General features: G+C 58.7%; 18 protein-coding genes. 8 read left to right on the top strand and 10 right to left on the bottom strand.

What is annotated here, in order from left to right; translation table 11 throughout:
- The first annotated feature begins 34 nt into the window (after positions 1-34).
- Together FN806_RS11320 and FN806_RS11315 are read left to right on the top strand one after the other, a co-directional pair.
- Complete coding sequence (locus FN806_RS11320) at positions 35-541, top strand: DUF721 domain-containing protein (RefSeq protein WP_142637130.1); 507 nt, start codon at positions 35-37, stop codon at positions 539-541.
- A 14-nt stretch (positions 542-555) separates the two neighbouring features.
- Positions 556-1,218 (top strand): DsbA family protein, encoded by a 663-nt coding sequence (locus FN806_RS11315; protein ID WP_142637129.1) that lies wholly within the window; start codon positions 556-558, stop codon positions 1,216-1,218.
- A gap of 36 nt (positions 1,219-1,254) precedes the next feature.
- On the opposite strand, the gene lpxK is transcribed toward FN806_RS11315, so the two are convergent.
- From lpxK to FN806_RS11295, 4 genes are read right to left on the bottom strand one after another with little or no spacing between them, the layout of a single operon-like run.
- Positions 1,255-2,253 carry a tetraacyldisaccharide 4'-kinase gene (lpxK, locus tag FN806_RS11310; RefSeq protein WP_142637127.1) on the bottom strand — a complete coding sequence of 333 codons (999 nt, stop codon included), beginning with the start codon at positions 2,251-2,253 and terminating at the stop codon, positions 1,255-1,257.
- Positions 2,240-3,475 carry a 3-deoxy-D-manno-octulosonic acid transferase gene (locus tag FN806_RS11305; protein ID WP_142637125.1) on the bottom strand — a complete coding sequence of 412 codons (1,236 nt, stop codon included), beginning with the start codon at positions 3,473-3,475 and terminating at the stop codon, positions 2,240-2,242. The genes lpxK and FN806_RS11305 overlap by 14 nt, the downstream gene beginning before the upstream one ends.
- A complete protein-coding gene (locus FN806_RS11300; RefSeq protein ID WP_142637123.1) occupies positions 3,472-4,272 on the bottom strand; it encodes an inositol monophosphatase family protein in 801 nt (266 codons plus the stop codon). The genes FN806_RS11305 and FN806_RS11300 overlap by 4 nt, the downstream gene beginning before the upstream one ends.
- Positions 4,259-5,605, bottom strand: coding sequence for a TldD/PmbA family protein (locus FN806_RS11295; RefSeq protein WP_142637121.1), 1,347 nt, complete (start codon positions 5,603-5,605; stop codon positions 4,259-4,261). The genes FN806_RS11300 and FN806_RS11295 overlap by 14 nt, the downstream gene beginning before the upstream one ends.
- Positions 5,606-5,769: 164 nt before the next feature.
- On the opposite strand from FN806_RS11295, the gene FN806_RS11290 reads away from it, so the two are divergent.
- Positions 5,770-6,504 carry an FkbM family methyltransferase gene (locus tag FN806_RS11290; protein ID WP_142637119.1) on the top strand — a complete coding sequence of 245 codons (735 nt, stop codon included), beginning with the start codon at positions 5,770-5,772 and terminating at the stop codon, positions 6,502-6,504.
- Positions 6,505-6,539: 35 nt separating this feature from the next.
- Here FN806_RS11290 and FN806_RS11285 read toward each other — a convergent pair whose 3' ends face one another.
- Positions 6,540-8,069: a DUF2125 domain-containing protein gene (locus FN806_RS11285; protein WP_142637117.1), complete on the bottom strand. Its 1,530-nt coding sequence runs from the start codon at positions 8,067-8,069 to the stop codon at positions 6,540-6,542.
- A gap of 139 nt (positions 8,070-8,208) precedes the next feature.
- Here FN806_RS11285 and FN806_RS11280 point away from each other — a divergent pair, with 139 nt between their 5' ends.
- Genes FN806_RS11280 through FN806_RS11270 form a run of 3 tightly spaced genes read left to right on the top strand, consistent with a single transcriptional unit; the run spans position 8,209 to position 10,291 of the window.
- Positions 8,209-8,952, top strand: a complete 744-nt coding sequence (locus tag FN806_RS11280; RefSeq protein WP_142637115.1) for an SDR family oxidoreductase — start codon at positions 8,209-8,211, stop codon at positions 8,950-8,952.
- Complete coding sequence (locus tag FN806_RS11275; RefSeq protein ID WP_142637113.1) at positions 8,949-9,557, top strand: enoyl-CoA hydratase/isomerase family protein; 609 nt, start codon at positions 8,949-8,951, stop codon at positions 9,555-9,557. Before FN806_RS11280 ends, FN806_RS11275 begins: the two co-directional genes overlap by 4 nt.
- On the top strand, positions 9,554-10,291 hold the full coding sequence (locus FN806_RS11270) for a VOC family protein (RefSeq protein WP_142637111.1): 738 nt from the start codon (positions 9,554-9,556) through the stop codon (positions 10,289-10,291). Before FN806_RS11275 ends, FN806_RS11270 begins: the two co-directional genes overlap by 4 nt.
- Here FN806_RS11270 and FN806_RS20665 read toward each other — a convergent pair whose 3' ends face one another.
- Complete coding sequence (locus FN806_RS20665) at positions 10,292-10,516, bottom strand: HNH endonuclease (protein ID WP_246097236.1); 225 nt, start codon at positions 10,514-10,516, stop codon at positions 10,292-10,294. It abuts the gene before it with no gap.
- Positions 10,517-10,635: 119 nt separating this feature from the next.
- Here FN806_RS20665 and FN806_RS11260 point away from each other — a divergent pair, with 119 nt between their 5' ends.
- The gene (locus FN806_RS11260; RefSeq protein WP_142637109.1) at positions 10,636-11,808 is read left to right on the top strand and encodes a TIGR03862 family flavoprotein; all 1,173 of its coding nucleotides are present in this window, start codon (positions 10,636-10,638) and stop codon (positions 11,806-11,808) included.
- Here FN806_RS11260 and holA read toward each other — a convergent pair.
- The 4 genes from holA to FN806_RS11240 form a co-directional block, all read right to left on the bottom strand.
- Positions 11,805-12,833: a DNA polymerase III subunit delta gene (gene holA, locus FN806_RS11255; RefSeq protein ID WP_142637107.1), complete on the bottom strand. Its 1,029-nt coding sequence runs from the start codon at positions 12,831-12,833 to the stop codon at positions 11,805-11,807. The two genes, FN806_RS11260 and holA, sit on opposite strands and share 4 nt — an antisense overlap.
- Complete coding sequence (lptE, locus tag FN806_RS11250) at positions 12,830-13,333, bottom strand: LPS assembly lipoprotein LptE (RefSeq protein WP_142637105.1); 504 nt, start codon at positions 13,331-13,333, stop codon at positions 12,830-12,832. Before lptE ends, holA begins: the two co-directional genes overlap by 4 nt.
- Positions 13,320-15,857, bottom strand: a complete 2,538-nt coding sequence (leuS, locus tag FN806_RS11245) for a leucine--tRNA ligase (protein WP_142637103.1) — start codon at positions 15,855-15,857, stop codon at positions 13,320-13,322. Before leuS ends, lptE begins: the two co-directional genes overlap by 14 nt.
- Before the next feature lie 71 nt (positions 15,858-15,928).
- Complete coding sequence (locus tag FN806_RS11240) at positions 15,929-16,417, bottom strand: DUF3576 domain-containing protein (protein ID WP_142637277.1); 489 nt, start codon at positions 16,415-16,417, stop codon at positions 15,929-15,931.
- Positions 16,418-16,700: 283 nt separating this feature from the next.
- Here FN806_RS11240 and FN806_RS11235 point away from each other — a divergent pair, with 283 nt between their 5' ends.
- On the top strand, positions 16,701-17,759 hold the full coding sequence (locus FN806_RS11235) for a porin (RefSeq protein ID WP_142637101.1): 1,059 nt from the start codon (positions 16,701-16,703) through the stop codon (positions 17,757-17,759).
- Positions 17,760-17,821: the final 62 nt, after the last annotated feature.

Genomic DNA, 17,821 nt, shown 5'->3' with positions numbered 1-17,821 from the left:
CCTTTACAATAGAGAGACAGGAGTTGGAAACCAGATGCAGCCCAGACGTTCTTCGACACGCGGCTTTAAACGTACTGCGACATTGCTGAACGGCCAGATCAGGCGCGCCGGGGAAAGCCGGGGATTCGCCGTCTCTCGTCTATTGACCCATTGGGCCGAGATCGTGGGGCAGGATGTGGCCTCGATCGCGCGGCCGGTGAAAGTGGGCTATGGCAAGGGCGGTATGGGGGCCACGCTGACGGTGCTGACCACCGGTCCGCAGGCGCCGATGCTTGAGATGCAAAAGGAACAGCTGCGCGGCAAGGTGAATGCGGTTTATGGCTATAATGCCATCAGCCGGGTGCGCATCACCCAGACAGCTCCGACAGGATTTGCCGAGGGGCAGGCCAGTTTCGACCACAAGCCGAAACAGGCGAAACCCACAATCAAACCAGAAATCATAGCCGAGGCAGACCGGGCCGCGCAGGGTGTCCATGATGGCGATCTGCGCGCAGCCCTTGAACGTCTGGGCCGTAACGTTTTATCCAAGCAAAAATGCTGAGAAAGGGCTGATTCATGAGCCGTATTGCAACCGGAATCTGCGCCGCCATCGCCATAGCCGCAGGCGGCTATTGGCTGACGCAGTCGAATTCTACTCCGTCCAACCCGCTGGTTGGCAGCGCCGAGGCACAACAGACCGATCTGGATACCTCGACCATCATCGAAATGGTTCAGGGCTCGGCGGATGCGCCGGTCGAGATCGTCGAATATGCGTCCTACACCTGCCCCCATTGCGCGACCTTCCATCAGGGGACGTATAAAGAGCTGAAGAAGAACTATATCGACACTGGCAAGGTCAAATTCACCTACCGTGAGGTGTATTTTGACAAATATGGTCTTTGGGCCTCGATGGTTGCGCGCTGTGGCGGCCCCGAGAAGTTCTTCGGCATCTCCGACTTGATCTACAAGGATCAGTCCAAATGGACTCGCGCCGGAGGACCTGCGGAAATCGTGGACGAGCTGCGCAAGATCGGACGTTTGGCCGGAATCAGCAACGACCAGCTTGATGCCTGCCTGCAGGACGGAACGCGTGCGCAGACGCTGGTGGTCTGGTATCAGGAAAACGCCGAGCGCGACGACATCAGAGCAACCCCATCCTTTATTGTGAACGGCAAGAAGGTCGACAATCAGTCTTACGAAGAATTCAAAAAGCTGATCGACGCCGAACTGGGCAGCTAAATCCAAACACGACCGGCCTGTCAGGGCCGGTCGCCTTCAGGGCGAAGGCGCGACCTGCAGTAGCAACTGTTTGACCCGGTCGCCCTCGTCCATGTTCAGCCGGACGGGCAGGGTGATGACTTTGCTGCGAAAGGCGGCTGGCAGGCGGACCGCATCTTTTTCCGTCGTGACCATCTGAGCGCCGAGCAGGTGCGCTTCATTCTCTAGCCGTGTCATCAGGGCCGGTGTCAGGGGCTGGTGATCGTCCAGCGCCTCGGCCCGCAGCAGGGTGGCGCCCTGTTGGCGCAGGGTGGCAAAGAACTTCTCCGGATGGCCGATACCGGCAAAGGCGAGAACCGGCGTGTCCGTCCAATCCATTCCTGTCTGCAGCGGTTCGACCGCACCGGTCGCATGTGGAACCGTCAGATTTCCCCCCCAGCGGGCGGCGAACTGTGTCTGCGCGTCTGTGCCGCCCAGCGACAGCACCAGATCGGCCCGTTGCTGCCCCACATCGACCGGTTCCCGCAGTGGACCCGCAGGCAGGCACAATCCGTTGCCGAACCCCCGCTCGGCATCCACCACGATGACCGAGAAATCCTTAGCGACCGAGGGGTTCTGAAACCCGTCATCCAACAGGATTACGGTTGCCCCGGCCTGGGCTGCGGCTTTTGCGCCCTCGGCGCGGTCCTTGGCCACCCAGACATCCGCAAATGCGGCCAGCAGCAGCGGTTCATCCCCGACTTCTGCCGCCGTATGTTTGCCAGGATCGACGCGCACAGGTCCTGTCAGTGCGCCGCCGTGGCCTCGGGTGACAACATGGGTCTGATGCCACGCGTCCCGCAGCTGTTCGATCATCCAGATCACGGTTGGTGTTTTGCCGGTCCCGCCTGCATTCAGGTTTCCAATGCAGATAACGGGGACGCCTGCGTTGAAACCTGTTTCCGAGGCCAGCCTGCGGGCTGTCGCCGCCGCATAAACCCGTCCCAACGGGGACAGCAGCCGGGCCCTGAGGTCCAACTGATCCGGAGCGGTGTTCCAAAAGTCAGGTGCCCGCATCGTCGGTGCTCCGTTCGTCCAGATAGTCCTGTACCAGTTCGATCAGCTGATCTGATTGCGGCGCGCCGTCGGTCACGATCTGCCAGCCTGCCAAAGCCATATCCGCCGCGCGGTCAGGCGCAAGTAACTCTACCACGGCATCCCCAAGTTCGGTTGCGGTTCTGACCGTCAAAGCGGCGCCTGCCTGGTCCAGCTGATCGTAGGCTGTCTGATGCTGGTCAACATGTGGGCCATGTATGACAGCCGATCCCAGGGCGGTCGCACCAAACGGATCCTGTCCCCCGTCGCCCCGTTCGAGCGAGTTGCCGATAAAGGACACTGCCGAAACACGGTACCACAAGCCCAAATCCTCTGGGTCCGAGGACAAGACGACCTGTGTGGTATCTTCAATCATGCCGCCATCGTCCCAGTTGATGCAGCGCAAGTCCATGGCTTCGAGCCGCCTGTGCAGTGGGGCGGCTTCCTGTATGTCGGCGACATGCAGGATTAGGGTCAACCGGGGCAGCATCCGCATGGCCTGACGGTGGGCGCTGAGGACCGAGATGAACTCTTTATCCTTCACCCAGGCCGCAAGCCAGATGGGTCTGCTTGAAAAGGCGTGATTGGTTTCGATCAGTTCGTCTTCGGGCCACGGAGAAGGGTTCGGACTTATCAGCAGAGGAGGCGCCTCGCTGACCTTGGTGAAGGCGATTCCCAGTTTGCGGATCTGCCGGGCCGTTTCGTTGCTGGTAGCCAGAATTCGTTGAAAGCAATCGAGAGTGTACCGGCTGATATCGGGCAGCCACCGGGTCCCACGCGCGGTGTTCAGGTCGATTTCAGCTTCGATCAGGATCAACGGCACTTCGCGCTCGTGGGCACGGGTAATCACATTGGGCATCAGCCCGCCGCCAACCCAAATGCCAATATTCGGACGCCAATGGTCCAGAAACACCCGCGCGGCGCCGGTTTGTTCCGAAGGTAGGTTCACATGTATATATTTCGAGCAGTCCCACTGACTCAGGTCCGCTTCGGGTGGGGCCGACAGGACAACCGACAGGCCCGGGCGCGACTGCAGCAGCCTGTGGCAGAAATCCATCATCGCGCGAAGGCGACCCGGATTGGCAATGTGAATCCAGATCAGATCTCCTGATGGCCGGGGCACATAGGGTTGGTCCCCGTTGCCGGGTACGCCCCACGAAAGCACGCGATAGGCCGCCAGACTAAGGGATCGCGGTTTGCTCATGGCGCAATGCCCGCACTGTCTGGGTCAATCTGATCCGCCAGTTGCCGGTGCAATGGCGGGTTTGCCGCGATGACACCATTCAGGCGCGGATGTGGGTTGTTAAGGCGCAGTGGGGCGCCAAGCCGGTCCGTACATATGCCACCTGCCTCTTGGACGATCAAATCCCCTGCCGCGATGTCCCATTCCCAGCTGGGGCGCAGTGTCAACATTCCGTCAAAGCGACCCTGCCCGACCAATGCCAACCGATAGGCAAGCGACGGGCGATAGTTTCGACGGAATTGAGGAACCCGGCCCTGACACCAGTGCCGGCTGTCAAGATTGGGTTTCGCGGCCAGGATCTCGGCCGTCGTGATGTCTTGGGTGTCCGATACGACAATCGGCGCGCCGTTTAGTGTGGCCCCTTGGCCCTTGGCCGCCGCATACAACAGGTCACGCAAGGGCAGGTAAATGACCGCCGCCGTCACCTGACCGTGTTCCGCCACAGCCAGAGAATGCGCCCAGGTCGAGGAACCTTCGGTGAAGCTACGGGTGCCGTCGATCGGGTCAATGATAAAAACCCGGTCCCGGGACAGGCGGTGCTGGGTGTCTTCGGTCTCTTCGCTGAGCCATCCGTAACCCGGTCGGGCAGAGGGCAAACGCTGTTCGAGCATCGCGTTCACGGCCAGATCAGCCTCGGTCACCGGGCCTGCGCCATCGGGCTTGTCCCAGCGTTGTGCTTTTGACCCGGAATACCGGGTTGCGATCTTTCCGGACTCGCGCGCGGCTTCAATCAGCAGGGGCAGGTCAGTTGCCGGCAAGTGTCATTCCCTCGATCAGCAGCGATGGAACCACGCGCGACAAATAGGGGCGGGCGTCATTGGCCGGAATGATCCGCAGCAGCATATCGCGCAGGTTCCCGGCGATGGTGCATTCGTTGACCGGGTGGGTAATCTCGCCATTCTCGATCCAAAACCCCGAGGCACCACGGGAATAATCCCCGGTATTGGGGTTGATGGTCGATCCGATCATCGACGTGACCAACAATCCAGTACCCATATCGCGCAGCAGCTCTGCACGGCTGCGCTCGCCCTGAGTCAAGCTGAGGTTCCAGTTGCTTGGGGACGGAGGCCCAGACACGCCCCGCGTAGCATTTCCTGTCGAGGCCATCTTGAGCTTGCGTGCGCTGGACAGGTCCAATGTCCAGCCCGTCAATACACCGTTTTCGATGATCGCCCGGCGTTGTGTGGGCAGGCCTTCGGCATCAAAGGGGCGCGACCCGGACATGCGCCGGCGATGTGGGTCTTCGATCAGCGAAAGATGTTCCGGCAGAACCTGTTGTCCAAGACAATCCGACAACCAGGACGAGCCGCGCGCGATGGAGATACCGTTGCTGGCGCCCAGAAGATGCCCGATCAACGAAGATGAAATCCGTTCATCGAACAGAACCGGATAGACGCCTGTTGCAGGCTTGCGCGCGCCAACCTGCGCAACAGCACGTTCGCCTGCGGTCCGACCAATCTGGTCCGGGTTGCGCAAATCGCTTTGGAATGTGCGGCTGTCGCCGTCATAATCGCGCTCCATTCCGGTACCTTGGCCCGAGATCGCTACGCAGGAGGTCGACCGGCTGCTGCGCTCATACCCGCCGGAAAAGCCGTTGGTGGCGGCCAGATGCACGCGGTGGGTGCCATAGGCGGCTGCGGCATCCGACACTTGTGTGACACCGTCGACCGTAAGCGCCGCGGATTCCGCCGCCAGCGCATCATTCAGAAGATCTTCAGCTGTGGGCTCCGGCGCGGGATCGCACAGTTCCAATGCCTGAATGTCCCAATCCCGGATCAACTGAGCCTCATTCGCCAGGCCGGTAAACGGGTCTTCGGGGGCTTCGCGGGCCATGGCGACGGCGCGTTCGGCCATGGCTGTCAGAGTTTCGGACCGGCTGTCGGAACTAGAGACGATGGCCTGTCTTTGGCCCAGAAACACCCGCAGCCCCAGATCGGTACCCTCGGACCGTTCGGCGGCCTCAAGCGCACCGGAGCGTACCTCGACCGAGACCGAAGACTCGTCCAGCACAATGGCATCCGCGGCCTCGGCCCCGGCCTTACGTGCCGCATCCAGCAGGTGTTGGCTGATCTCTTCGGGTGTGCGCATCATGTGGCCTCCGGTCTTGTTTCTTTGGACCTATCGTCCGCCCGTCCGTCCCGCAAGACCTGCGGTCATTTTCGGGGGTTTGCAGAAAGGCAAGAAAGGCGAATTTCGCATGTGGCTGCAATAATTCCGCTGTTTTGTCCTTAGCCGTAGGTTAGTAGTTGATCCAAGTGGATGAGAATGAGACGACTGGGCAGGAAGAACGGGCAGGCCACAACATGCAGAACAATCTATCGCTGCGCGGGGTTACGATCCCCGATGATCCGCAGATCATTACGCCTAAGGTCAAGCGTTCAATCCTGGCCGAGCGTTACGAAAAAGACGAAGTGACCGGTCTGCCGAAATTCATCGACCCGAAGGATCGCGTGGTAGAGCTGGGCGCTGGGATCGGCTTCATCTCATCCTATCTGGTGACGCAACTTGGTGTACGCCACGCAATGTGCATCGAGGCGAACCCAACGCTGTGTGAATTCATCGGCCGTGTCCACAAGGCAAATGACATTGCGAATGTCGAGGTGGTGAACGCGGTTGCTCTCGGCGATACACGGGTTCCCGGAACCGCCCGATTTTACATACGTGAACCGTTCTGGTCCTCATCTCTGGACCCTGATCCGGACTATGTCAGTGAGGTCAGCGTGCCGGAACGTCCTCTGTCAGAAATTCTGCGGGACTTTGAAGCCAACGTGCTGATCGTCGATATCGAAGGGGGCGAGAAGTTTCTGTTCGACGGGGTCGATCTTGTGAATGTCCAGAAAGTCTATCTTGAGGTCCACACCCGTAAGATCGGATTGCATGGGATCAAGGCTTGTTTCGATCATCTTTCGGCACTTGGGTTTGCCTACGATCAACGTGTCAGCAGCGGTGGGTCGGTGCTGTTCCGGCGTGTTCGCCGGCGCTCGTCGTAAAAGGGAAGGCAGCCGGGCCGCCTTCCCTGTTTCTTTTATTTGATGCGCTGTCCATTGGCCAGAATTTGACCATCTTCCTTGAACTCGATTGTCGAATTCAGCGTGTCGGGCTCTTCCCCTGGCACTGCCATGAGACCCATCATCATTCGCGCGCCCATTGCGTCTTGCTCGGCAATCAGACCCATACCGATCAGAGTGTCGATCAGGGCATTCGCACCAACCAGTTGCAGGTTCGCAACGCCAGCGGGGGTCGGCAGACCGCCCAGTTCCTCAGTGTTGGAATTGTCGAAGGTCAAGTCGCCATCGCCGGACAGTTCCGCACCGACCATAGAGACCAGCAACTCGTTGATCGTCAGAGAGTGCAATTCACCCGGCGCTTCGTCCGCAAACTCAAGCGCCTCTACGGCCTCGGGGTCAAAGAAGTTGGTCAGCACTTTGGCCGTACCGGAAAGATCCAGCGCAATCGTGGCCGGATCGCGTGGCAGGGCGGCTGCGGGGTCAAAAATGCTCCACAGAACGTCTGACATAGTGAAGTCCGTCAAGTTTATCGCCAGCCCAAAGGGTTGAATCTCTTCGGATTCCTGTACCGGGAATTCGAACTTGAAACCGCCACTTTCCATGGCAATTTCGATTGGAAAGGGCAGTTCCGCAGTGGTTACAGCAATTTTGGCGCTGTTTTGTTCGACGTCATAAGCAATTCGGTTCGCGTCGATGCTGCCGGAAAGCCGTCCGCCTTCGGATTCGCTGGCCATCGAAAAGTCTTCGCCTTCGCTGCTGCCCGCCATCGAAGACTGGCCCGATCCGTAAGTAAAGAGACCCGAGAAGGCAAAACCAGCGTCATAGAATGCCTGCGGGTCAGAGATATCGAAATCCGAAGGGATGATGCTGGTGCCGTCGAAGGCCAGATCGCCAAGCGTGCCGTCGAATTTCCCGGCGTCTTCGCTTTCGGGATCCTGAAATGCCAAGCTGTAGGTCATCTCTGATGCGGTAAAGCTTTGGTCGATATCGCGGTTTTCGCCGATCTTCATTTGCGAGGTGCCGCTCACATCCGCCATTTCAAGGTAGCCACCAACCACTTCGGGCGGCAACGTTTCACCGTCGACTTCGATGTTACCCAGTTTGATTCCAAGGCTGTCTGCAGAGTAATCGTAAGTCACATCATCCGGATCGCCAGAGACGGTCATAACAAGCCCGCTGTGGACGTATTCGATATCGACTGAAAATGACTCGTCCTGACCATCGACATTGCCGGTGACGGTCATGGGGAAACTTTCCGGGACACCAATATTGACGCTACCGTCGCCATTGTCGGTGAGGGTCATTTCAGGCATGGCCATGCTGAACGATCCCTCTTCTTCCGGGAGGTCCATCGACATCGTCAGGTTTTCGATGGTGATACCATTGCCGGTATCTGTCTGGTCACCTGAAACAGTATAGCCCATCTGCGCCAGATAGGACTGCCAGTCATCCCAGACTTCCTGTGGGGTAACGTCGGCAAGCGCCCCCTGCGAAATGACAGTGTAGGCCAGAACTGCGCCGCAGGTGCGGCGGAGAAAAACGGACATCATAGAACCCTTCTTGATCAAATTTGCGCGCATGGTGATGCCGGTGGCGGCGGGCGTCAAGGGGGAAGGGCTGGACCCATTCCCCGTTCGCAGGATAGAGGTTCATTAATTCTCAGGACAATGGAGGTACTGGAACCTTATGCAGGGGAAAACCGTACTGATCACTGGGGCCAGTCGCGGCATCGGGGCCGAGGCAGGGCGCGTATTTGCCGCAGCAGGGGCTAATGTCGTGCTAGTGGCGCGTAATCGGGATCAAATTCAGGTACTGGCGTCGTCGCTTGGTGAAAACGCTATTGCACTGGCCTGCGACGTCAGTGACTTCGCCCAGGTCGAGCTGGCCGTGGCAGAGTGCGTAAACAAGTTTGGCGGGCTGGATGTTCTGATAGGCAATGCTGGTGTCATTGACCCGATTTTCCATTTATCCAGCGCCGATGTCGCGTCTTGGGGTAAAGCGATCGACATCAACCTCAAAGGCGTATTTCATGGAATGCGCGCCGCGCTGCCGGTCATGCGTGCCGCGGGCGGCGGCACTGTCCTGACGGTCTCTTCCGGTGCGGCGTCGAACCCAGTCGAGGCCTGGAGCCATTATTGCGCCTCGAAGGCAGGGGCCAAGATGCTGACGGAATGTCTGCATCTTGAGGAATCCTCAAATGGGATCCGCGCCATGGGCCTGTCGCCCGGCACGGTTGCAACCGATATGCAGCGGGTCATCAAGGCCAGCGGGATCAACGCCGTCAGCCAGTTGGATTGGACCGATCATATCCCCGCCGATTGGCCGGCGCGGGCGCTGTTGTGGATGTGTTCGTCAGACGCGGATGAGTTTCTAGGCACCGAAATTTCGCTGCGGCGTGAGGATATTCGGCAAAGGGTTGGATTGACGTGATTGAATTGAACAAAGCAGACGGGCTGTGGACAGTCACGCTCAACAACCCCGACAAGGCAAATGCGCTGACCGGTGCGATGCTGACCGAGCTGTGCGAGATTGCCGAGGCCGCGACCGACGCAAGTGCGCTGATCCTGACCGGGGCTGGCAAAGTGTTCAGCGCCGGCGCCGATCTGGAAGAGGCGCGTGCCGGCCTGGCGACCTCGGATCTGTGGGAGCGGTTGTCGGCTGCTATCGCCGCGTTACCCTGCCTGACGGTTGCCGCACTGAACGGAACGCTGGCTGGTGGAGCCAATGGCATGGTTCTGGCCTGCGATATCCGCATCGCCGTACCGGAAGCCAAGTTCTTTTATCCGGTGATGAAGCTGGGTTTTCTGCCACAACCCTCTGATCCCGCACGCATGGCGGCCCTGATCGGTCCGGCTCGGACAAAGATGATCTTGATGGCCGGGCAAAAGATCACTGCGGATGAGGCTTATGCCTTTGGGCTGGTCGATCGCGTGGTTGCACCTGAAGACCTGATGCAGACCTCCCTTGATCTGGTGGCTGACAGTGTCGCCGCCAATCCTGAAATTGCGACCGGTATTGCGCGGTTATGTTCATGAGGTTGTCTGCCCTGCGTCTGCGCGTGGCTGACACGGATCGTCTTGCCGAGTTTTACGGGGATGCAATGGGTATGACTGCACGCCGGCAGGGCGCAAGCCTGCGATTGGGATATGCCGGGCAGGATGCCGATCTGCTTTTGATGCCGGGCGGCGGCGGGTACACACATGATCGGGGCCAGAGATATTGGAAGATCGGCATCACCCTGCCGGATGTTGATCTGGCTGCCGCTTATTTGCGCGAAAAAGGCATCGAGGTTTCAGAGCCGGACCAGTTTCTGGATATCGGCTATATGTGCCACCTGACTGATCCCGAGGGTTTCGTGATCGAACTGCTGCAACACGATTTCCGTGGCAATCGCCCGGACGGTATCGCCGATCCCAAGGCCCCTTTCGCGGATGCGCGTATTGGACAAATCACCCTGCGCACCGGGAATATCGCGGTCGAGGATGCCTTTTGTCGTGCACAGGGGATGCAGCTGCTATCTGTGCAGGATGTGGCACAATATGGGTTCGATCTGCACTTTTATGCTTTCACCGACGAGGTTCCCCCTAATGCCGACCTGTGGTCTGTTGAGAACCGCGAATGGCTTTGGAAACGCCCCTATACCACGCTCGAGTTTCAGCACAGCGCAGGTGCTACGTTTGCTCGGGCCCCCGATTTTCGGGGGCTTGAGATGCAGGGCCTGGCCCAGCCCGGCCATGATGCATTTGGCGACCCGGTCCTGCCGGGCTGATCACTGGCCACGTCGTTTTCGCGGCACTTTCGATCGAAAATCAGGGGGCCGTTTGCGAATCCAGTCCAGGAATCTCTCAAGACGAGGGTGGGCGCGCAAGGCTTCGACCGTGTTGAAATCCCGCGCCAGTTCCGCTTCGGTCAGGGTGGCGTGGATCTCTTTGTGGCAGATCACATGCAGAAAAACCGTGGGGCCGCCCTTGCCCCCTTTCAGTTTTGGGATCAGATGGTGCTAGCTGCCGTTCCCATCGGGGATCGGCCGGTCGCAGAGGGGGCAGATCGGGTCGCGGTCGGTCATATCAGCGTAACGTCGCGCCGTAGGGCGCGAAAGGCAAGAGGACAGCAATGGCACAAGCCGTCGTGATCGGAGGCGGGCCAGCGGGCCTGATGGCGGCGGGTGAACTGGTCGCCGCAGGTCATGATGTGCTGGTGGCCGAGGCCAAACCCTCGGTCGCCCGAAAGCTTTTGATGGCGGGCAAGTCCGGCCTGAACCTGACCAAGGATGAATCGCTGGAAACATTCCTGTTGTCTTATGGCCCCGGTGCTGAGTGGCTGCGCCCCATGCTGGCGGAGTTTGATGCCACCGCCGTTCAGGACTGGGCGCGCGATCTGGGGCAAGAGGTGTTTACAGGCTCAACCGGGCGGGTGTTTCCAAAGGCGATGAAGGCCTCACCACTGTTGCGGGCTTGGCTGGGGCGTCTTGATGCGGCTGGTGTGCATATCAAAACCCGATGGCGGTGGACCGGATGGAACGGCGATGCTCTGGAATTCGATACTCCGAAAGGTCACCGGCAGATTGAGGCTGACACGACGATTCTGGCCATGGGCGGCGCAAGCTGGGCGCGATTGGGATCGGATGGCGCCTGGGCCCGGCTGCTGCAAGAGGCGGGTGTCGACCTGTCGCCATTTGCCCCGGCGAACTCGGCCCTGTCAGTGGATTGGAGCGCACATATGCAGCCGCATTTCGGCGCTGCGATCAAATCCGTTGGGTGGACTGCCGGGGGTGTGATCAGTCGCGGCGAGGCGACGATTTCATCCAAAGGCCTTGAAGGCGGAGGGCTCTATTCCCTGACGCCCGCTTTGCGAGAAGGTGCGCCATTGAGTGTTGATCTGGTTCCCGATCTGGATGTAACTACCTTGCAGCAGAAAATTGCAGCCAAGAAATCCAAGACGACGCAGTCGCAATGGATGAAGAAATCTCTGCATCTGTCTCCGCAAAAGATCGCTCTGTATCACGAGATGAACAGGGGAAGCGGTCTGAGTGTCGAAACGTTGAAATCTCTGCCCCTCAGCCACGCGGGGTTGCGGCCAATGGATGAGGCAATCTCAACCGTTGGAGGTGTTCGGCAAGGCGCTTTGGACGAAGGGTTGATGCTGAAATCCAGGCCCGGAATGTTTTGTGCCGGCGAGATGCTGGATTGGGAAGCTCCGACTGGTGGGTATCTGCTAACTGCCTGTCTGGCGACAGGGCGATGGGCCGGGAGATCAGCTGCAAACTGGCTGGCGCGGACCGCTTAACGCGACTTTGCCAGCATCGCCAGACGGATCATGGCACGTTCGACCAAAGCCATGGCTGGGGCCGTTTGCCCAGCTGACCGCAATGACAGATCCGTATCAGTCAGAACGGTCAAAGCGGTCTGCAGTTTGGGTGCCCCCCATCCCTGTGCTTGCCGCAGAATACGATCACGCCGCTTTCCATAGACGGGTGGGCGCAACTTGCCGACGCCCTGTGCCGCACCACCGGGATCGGCGGCACAGGCGTAAAGCGTTCGAAAGTGCCGGGTTGCTCCGATACACAGGCTGACCGCATTTGTACCTTGCGATTGCAGCCGTCGTATCAGCGGGCTAATCTCTCCGGCTCTGCCTTCGGCGACCACGTTCAGGACATCGTCCAGAGCGGCCTCGGTCGAGCTGGGTGCACAGGCCTCGATATCTTCGAGAGCCAATTCAGTATCGTCTCCGCGCTTGTAAAGAGACAATTTTTCAATGGTTTGCGTAAAGTCCCCGGGGCTGATGGCCGTGGCAAGTTCGGTGATGGCCGACATTGCATCCGGTGGAATGTTATTGACTCCGGCCTGTGCCAGAACCCGTTCAACCTCGGCCCTAGAGGGCGGATCGTCATAGATCCCAACGGCATAGGCTGCGGGATGCGACTCGAATGCCTTACGGATCTTTGAACTGGGTTTGAGCTGCCCAGCAGTCACGATGATCTGAGCGTCGCCCGTTGCCCAATCCTCGAATGCGGTAATGATGGCAGGGGCGGCGACATCAGTTGCATCTTCGACGAAAACTGCACGTGGGCCGGGGAAGAACCCGACAGCCTTGACCGCGTCCAGCAACAGAGCCGGTTCCCCGCGCAGATCACCACCTGGCATTCGGGTCAGGCGCATTTCCTCTTCGGCGCCTTCTCCCAGAAGGGCTGACAAGACCTGTTGCCGTTTCAAGGCCACACGCATCGCATCGGATCCGTAAATCAACAACCCTGCCTTGCCCGCGTCCGGTCTGGCGAAATACCCCTCAGCCTCGCGCGGGCTGAGCTTCATTGGGTCAGGCCCGGTGCTGCATAAAGGCGGTTCACGATTTGATCGGACAGGATGATCATCAGCCGCTCGGTCGCGTCACGTTCGTCCGCAAGCGTCGAGACGGTTGAGCCTGCAGCGGAATAGCCCACGAAATCATGGACATTTCCTGATACCAGAATCCGCCCGGTTTCAGCGGACCTGAGGGAAAATTCCGCGCGCCCTTCGATTGTATACCGGTTCGTCTCGTTGGTAGTCGTGATCGCTGCAGATTGCGTGGCCGTAGCAACCTTAACATCCAGATCATACAGCTTTTGTGCGCTCGCATCCCGGCCCAGCCGCTGTTCCAAATTCTGGACAAGCAAATAGCTTTCCACGGAATTTGGCTCAGTAACAGCAACTTTACCATGCAATGCTTCACCTGTTCCGCCCGGCGCGTAAACGGGTTGGAACCCGCATGCGGCCGCCAGCAAGCAAGCAGCCAGCGGCATCAACAAAAGGCTTCTGCGATTAAACAACGACATTCACGATCCGACCTGGAACAACGATCACTTTCTTCGGCGCGGCACCGTCCAGTGCCTTTTGCACAGCTTCGGTGCTGAGCGCGATTTTTTCAACCTCTGCCTTGTCCATATCTTTTGGAACGCTGATTTCCGCGCGGCGTTTGCCGTTGATCTGGATCGGCAGGGTTACAGTGTCATCGACCAGCATAGCTTCGTCCGCGACGGGCCAGGCGGCTGTTGCGATCAAACCTTCGCCGCCCTGATGCGCCCAGATATCTTCAGCCAGATGTGGTGTCATCGGCGACATCAACTGTGCCAGCGTCTTTATCGCCTGCTTTTGGGCCGCTGCACCCGCTTTGGATTTTGCCAGCGTATTGGTAAACGCATAGAGCTTTGCAATGGCGGCATTAAAGCCGAAGCTTTCAACACCAAGCGTCACGTCATGGATGGCTTTGTGCATCTCGCGCAGCAGGTCTTGATCCCCGTCGCCTTTTGCCTCGGGGTCCATCGCGCCGATCTTGTCGCAGAGGTTCCAGACACGGTTCAGGTGCTTGAATGCAGCCTCTGCGCCTGATGCTGTCCACTCCACATCCCGCTCGGGCGGTGAATCGGATAACACGAACCAGCGCGCGGTATCCGCGCCGAAGGCCGAGATAATGCTGACCGGGTCGACCACGTTTTTCTTGGATTTCGACATCTTGGCCGAGGGGATGATTTCGACCTCCGTGCCGTCGGCGAGTTTGCCGTCGGTCACATCCTCGGGCAGGTGATAGACCGGACGGCCATTGGCGTCGCGGGTTTGATAAATCTCGTGCGTGACCATGCCTTGGGTAAATAAGGCATCAAAGGGCTCGATGGCCTTTTTCGGCAAATGGCCAGTGATCTGCATCGCCCGCGCAAAGAAGCGGGAATAGAGCAAGTGCAGGATAGCGTGTTCGATGCCGCCGATATACTGATCGACATTCATCCAGTATTCAGCCTCGGCCAGATCGGTCGGCGTTTCCGCGTGCGGAGCCGTAAAGCGGGCGAAATACCACGACGAATCGACGAACGTATCCATCGTGTCGGTTTCTCGCTTGGATGGCGCACCGCAAGACGGGCAGGCGCAGTCGCGCCAGGTCGGGTGGCGGTCCAGAGGATTGCCCGGTTTGTCAAAAGTGACATCGTCGGGCAGGCGGATCGGCAAGTTTTCGTTCTTTTCGGGCACCACGCCGCAGGATTCGCAATGCACCACGGGAATCGGGCACCCCCAATAGCGCTGACGCGACAGACCCCAATCGCGCAGACGGTATTTGGTAACGCCTTCGCCCCAACCCGCTTTTTCGGCGAAATCGACGGTGGTGTTGATTGCGTCATCACCCGTGGCGTCGGTCAGCCCGGCAAAATGGTTTACCCAGCGGACTTTTTCGGTTTTCGGCGGAACGAATGCGGTTTTGTCGACCGGCGTGTCATTATCAAGCGCAAAGAACGTGTCGACGACGGGCAAACCGTACTTACGGCAGAAATCCAGGTCGCGCTGGTCGTGGGCCGGGCAGGCAAAGATGGCGCCGGTGCCGTAATCCATCAGGATGAAATTGGCGATCCAGACCGGCAGCTCCCAATTCGGATCCAGCGGGTGTTTGACCTTGATACCAGTGTCATAGCCCAGCTTTTCGGCGGTCTCTATGGCCTCTTCTGTGGTGCCGCCCTTGCGGCATTCGGCAACGAACTCAGCCACTTCGGGGTTTTCGGCCTCAAGTTGCTTGGCAATCGGATGGTCCGGCGAGATGCCGACGAAAGACGCCCCCATCAGCGTATCGGGGCGCGTTGTATAGACGGTGATTGGCTCACCACTATCGACGCGTTCAAAGCCAAACTGCAATCCACGCGACTTGCCGATCCAGTTTTCCTGCATCAGGCGCACTTTTGCCGGCCAGTTCTCCAGCGTGTTCAGCGCATCCAGCAATTCCTCAGAGTAATCGCTGATCTTGAAGAACCATTGCGTCAGCTCGCGCCGTTCAACCAATGCGCCCGAACGCCAGCCGCGCCCGCCTTCGACTTGTTCATTGGCCAGTACGGTCATATCGACCGGGTCCCAGTTCACCACCGCGTTCTTGCGGTAAACCAGACCGGCCTGCAGCATATCCAGAAACAGTGCCTGTTGCTGGCCGTAATATTCTGGGTCACAGGTGGCGAATTCGCGGGACCAGTCGATGGACAGGCCCAGAGGCTTCATCTGGCTGCGCATGTCTGCGATGTTGCCATAGGTCCAGTCTTTCGGGTGACCGCCAATAGCCATCGCAGCGTTTTCTGCAGGCATCCCGAACGCGTCCCATCCCATCGGGTGCAGCACGTTATGGCCGGTCGCAAGCTTGTGGCGCGCGATTACGTCGCCCATCGTATAGTTGCGCACATGTCCCATATGGATCCGGCCAGACGGGTAGGGGAACATTTCAAGCACATAATATTTCGGCTTGTCCGCCTTGTGGTTGGCGGTGAAGATTCCAGCCTTGTCCCAGGCCTCTTGCCATTTTGCTTCGATTTCGGTGGCCGAATAGCGCGACATCGTGCGGTCCTTCGTAATGAAAACGCCGGGCATGAACCCGGCGTGGTAATATTGCGATTTGAAGCGGGTTGCTAGAGCTTGTTGTCCGCAATGCGCAGCTGACGGGCGCGGGACAGGATTGCATCTTCGATTGCGCGTGTGGTTGCCGCGCTGACCGGGGCACCCCCGCTGGTCTGCAGCGCAACCGACAAGGATCGTGCCGCCAGGGCGGGATCGCTGATGTGAACTGTGGCCCTGTATTGCCGTCCACCACCCGGAGGCGTGCCGTAACCTGTTACGATTACACCGGTAAAGGGATCGACTTCCTGCACAGGCAGAAAGTTAAGGACATCCAGCGAGGCAGCCCACAGATAGCGGTTCACATTGGTAACCTGCTCGGCGTCTGCGGTGTTGAATACATCCCAGATCGTTGAGCGATTCGGATCGTTCAGCTCACGCTCGTCCGAGCGACCGCCATCCACATTGAGTGGCGTTGCACTGGGTTCTGCGTTGCGATTCTGTCCGCAAGCCGACACCGCGGCTGTCACTATGATCAAACCGAAAATTGTCTGCAGGCGCATGTTGGACAGGTTCCGTTTCGTTGGTTTTAGGTTATTCACGTTACTCCTAGACAAGGTCTGGTTCGTCAACAAGCTTAATCTTGTCACATCCAGAGCAGGCTTCGGGGTTGATTCAGTGGGTAAATCAGACTGTGGCATCCTTGCACCAATTCTAGGCCAATGCGCGTCAGTTTTTATGCCAAGCTTGCGTGACAGGGGCAAAAAGGGCGAAACGGTTCCCGTGCTGAGACATGTGCCTAAGCACGTGTCGAGTTAAAAAACTTTTGAAACCGAGGGAAACAAGATGAAAAAAGTTCTCTTCGCATCGACCGCACTGATTGCAACCGCAAGTGTTGCAGCGGCCGAAGTTAAGTTCAGCGGCTACGGCCGTTTTGGTATTGGTTATCAGGAGGACCGCACAGCGGCCACCACGACCACGACCACTACAACAACCACGACAACCACAGCAAGTAGTGCGACTGTTCAGAACGTGAACGTGAACGCGAACGCGTTCGCGAACGACACTGACGACACAATCCTGGTCTCGCGCTTCCGCCTGAACATCGACGGCACAGCCGAAACCGATGGCGGCGTTGAGTTCTCGGCTCGTGTACGTCTGCAGGCTGACGAAGACTCGTCCACCGGCGAAGCCAACTCGGCTGGCCTGAACGGCGCGCGCTTCTCGGTCATCTACGGTGGTCTGCGTGTTGACGCCGGCAACGTTGCTGGTGCTTTCGACAACTTGGCAAACTACTACGGTAACGAGCCTGGCCTGGAAAACTTCATCGGTCAGTATTCTGCCGTTGACTATGGCTTCCTGGGTTACTCGTCGACCGGTTCGGGTTCGAACGCTGTGTTCTTCCAGTACGCAGTTGGTGACTTCGCCTTTGGTGCGTCGTACGATCAAGCGACCATCTTCCAGGGCGGTGGCAACACCACGAGCGCTGACCGTTGGGACGTAAGCGCGACTTACACCTTCAACAACATCACTGCAGCGCTGGCCTATGGTCAAACTGACGCGGGCGATGCTGGCGACGACCCAAGCCTGCTGGTCTTCACCCTGGGTGCAGAATTCGGCGACTTCTCGGGTACGCTGTTTGTTGCTGACGATAAAACCGAAAACGACCTGACCGACGGCACTGCTTGGGGTGTATCGGGTGCCTACAATGTTGGCGCCGCGACCACTCTGACCTTCGCCTACGGTGACGGTAACGCTGATGCGGACACGCAGCAGTACGGCATCGGCGCCATCTACGACCTGGGTGGCGGTGTATCGCTGCGCGGTGGTGTAGGTGTCAGCGACTGTGACGTCTGCGACGACTCGACCACACGTGCCGACTTTGGTGCACAGTTCAACTTCTAAGTTGATCTGAGCCGCAAGGTTTAAGGGCAGGTCTTCGGACCTGCCCTTTTCTTTTTGTCCGA

The sequence above is a fragment of the Ruegeria faecimaris genome (assembly GCF_900182615.1).
In the GTDB taxonomy this organism is placed as follows: Bacteria; Pseudomonadota; Alphaproteobacteria; order Rhodobacterales; family Rhodobacteraceae; genus Ruegeria; species Ruegeria faecimaris.
Note: the sequence above shows the minus strand (reverse complement) of the source record. Positions and strands in the feature narration are given on the sequence as shown.

Coding starts and splice junctions, on each gene's coding strand:
- FN806_RS11320 (WP_142637130.1), top strand. CDS start 35: ATGCAGCCCAGACGTTCTTCGACACGCGGCTTTAAACGTACTGCGACA.
- FN806_RS11315 (WP_142637129.1), top strand. CDS start 556: ATGAGCCGTATTGCAACCGGAATCTGCGCCGCCATCGCCATAGCCGCA.
- lpxK (WP_142637127.1), bottom strand. CDS start 2,253: ATGCGGGCACCTGACTTTTGGAACACCGCTCCGGATCAGTTGGACCTC.
- FN806_RS11305 (WP_142637125.1), bottom strand. CDS start 3,475: ATGAGCAAACCGCGATCCCTTAGTCTGGCGGCCTATCGCGTGCTTTCG.
- FN806_RS11295 (WP_142637121.1), bottom strand. CDS start 5,605: ATGATGCGCACACCCGAAGAGATCAGCCAACACCTGCTGGATGCGGCA.
- FN806_RS11285 (WP_142637117.1), bottom strand. CDS start 8,069: ATGTCCGTTTTTCTCCGCCGCACCTGCGGCGCAGTTCTGGCCTACACT.
- FN806_RS11280 (WP_142637115.1), top strand. CDS start 8,209: ATGCAGGGGAAAACCGTACTGATCACTGGGGCCAGTCGCGGCATCGGG.
- FN806_RS11270 (WP_142637111.1), top strand. CDS start 9,554: ATGAGGTTGTCTGCCCTGCGTCTGCGCGTGGCTGACACGGATCGTCTT.
- FN806_RS11260 (WP_142637109.1), top strand. CDS start 10,636: ATGGCACAAGCCGTCGTGATCGGAGGCGGGCCAGCGGGCCTGATGGCG.
- holA (WP_142637107.1), bottom strand. CDS start 12,833: ATGAAGCTCAGCCCGCGCGAGGCTGAGGGGTATTTCGCCAGACCGGAC.
- lptE (WP_142637105.1), bottom strand. CDS start 13,333: ATGTCGTTGTTTAATCGCAGAAGCCTTTTGTTGATGCCGCTGGCTGCT.
- leuS (WP_142637103.1), bottom strand. CDS start 15,857: ATGTCGCGCTATTCGGCCACCGAAATCGAAGCAAAATGGCAAGAGGCC.
- FN806_RS11240 (WP_142637277.1), bottom strand. CDS start 16,417: ATGCGCCTGCAGACAATTTTCGGTTTGATCATAGTGACAGCCGCGGTG.
- FN806_RS11235 (WP_142637101.1), top strand. CDS start 16,701: ATGAAAAAAGTTCTCTTCGCATCGACCGCACTGATTGCAACCGCAAGT.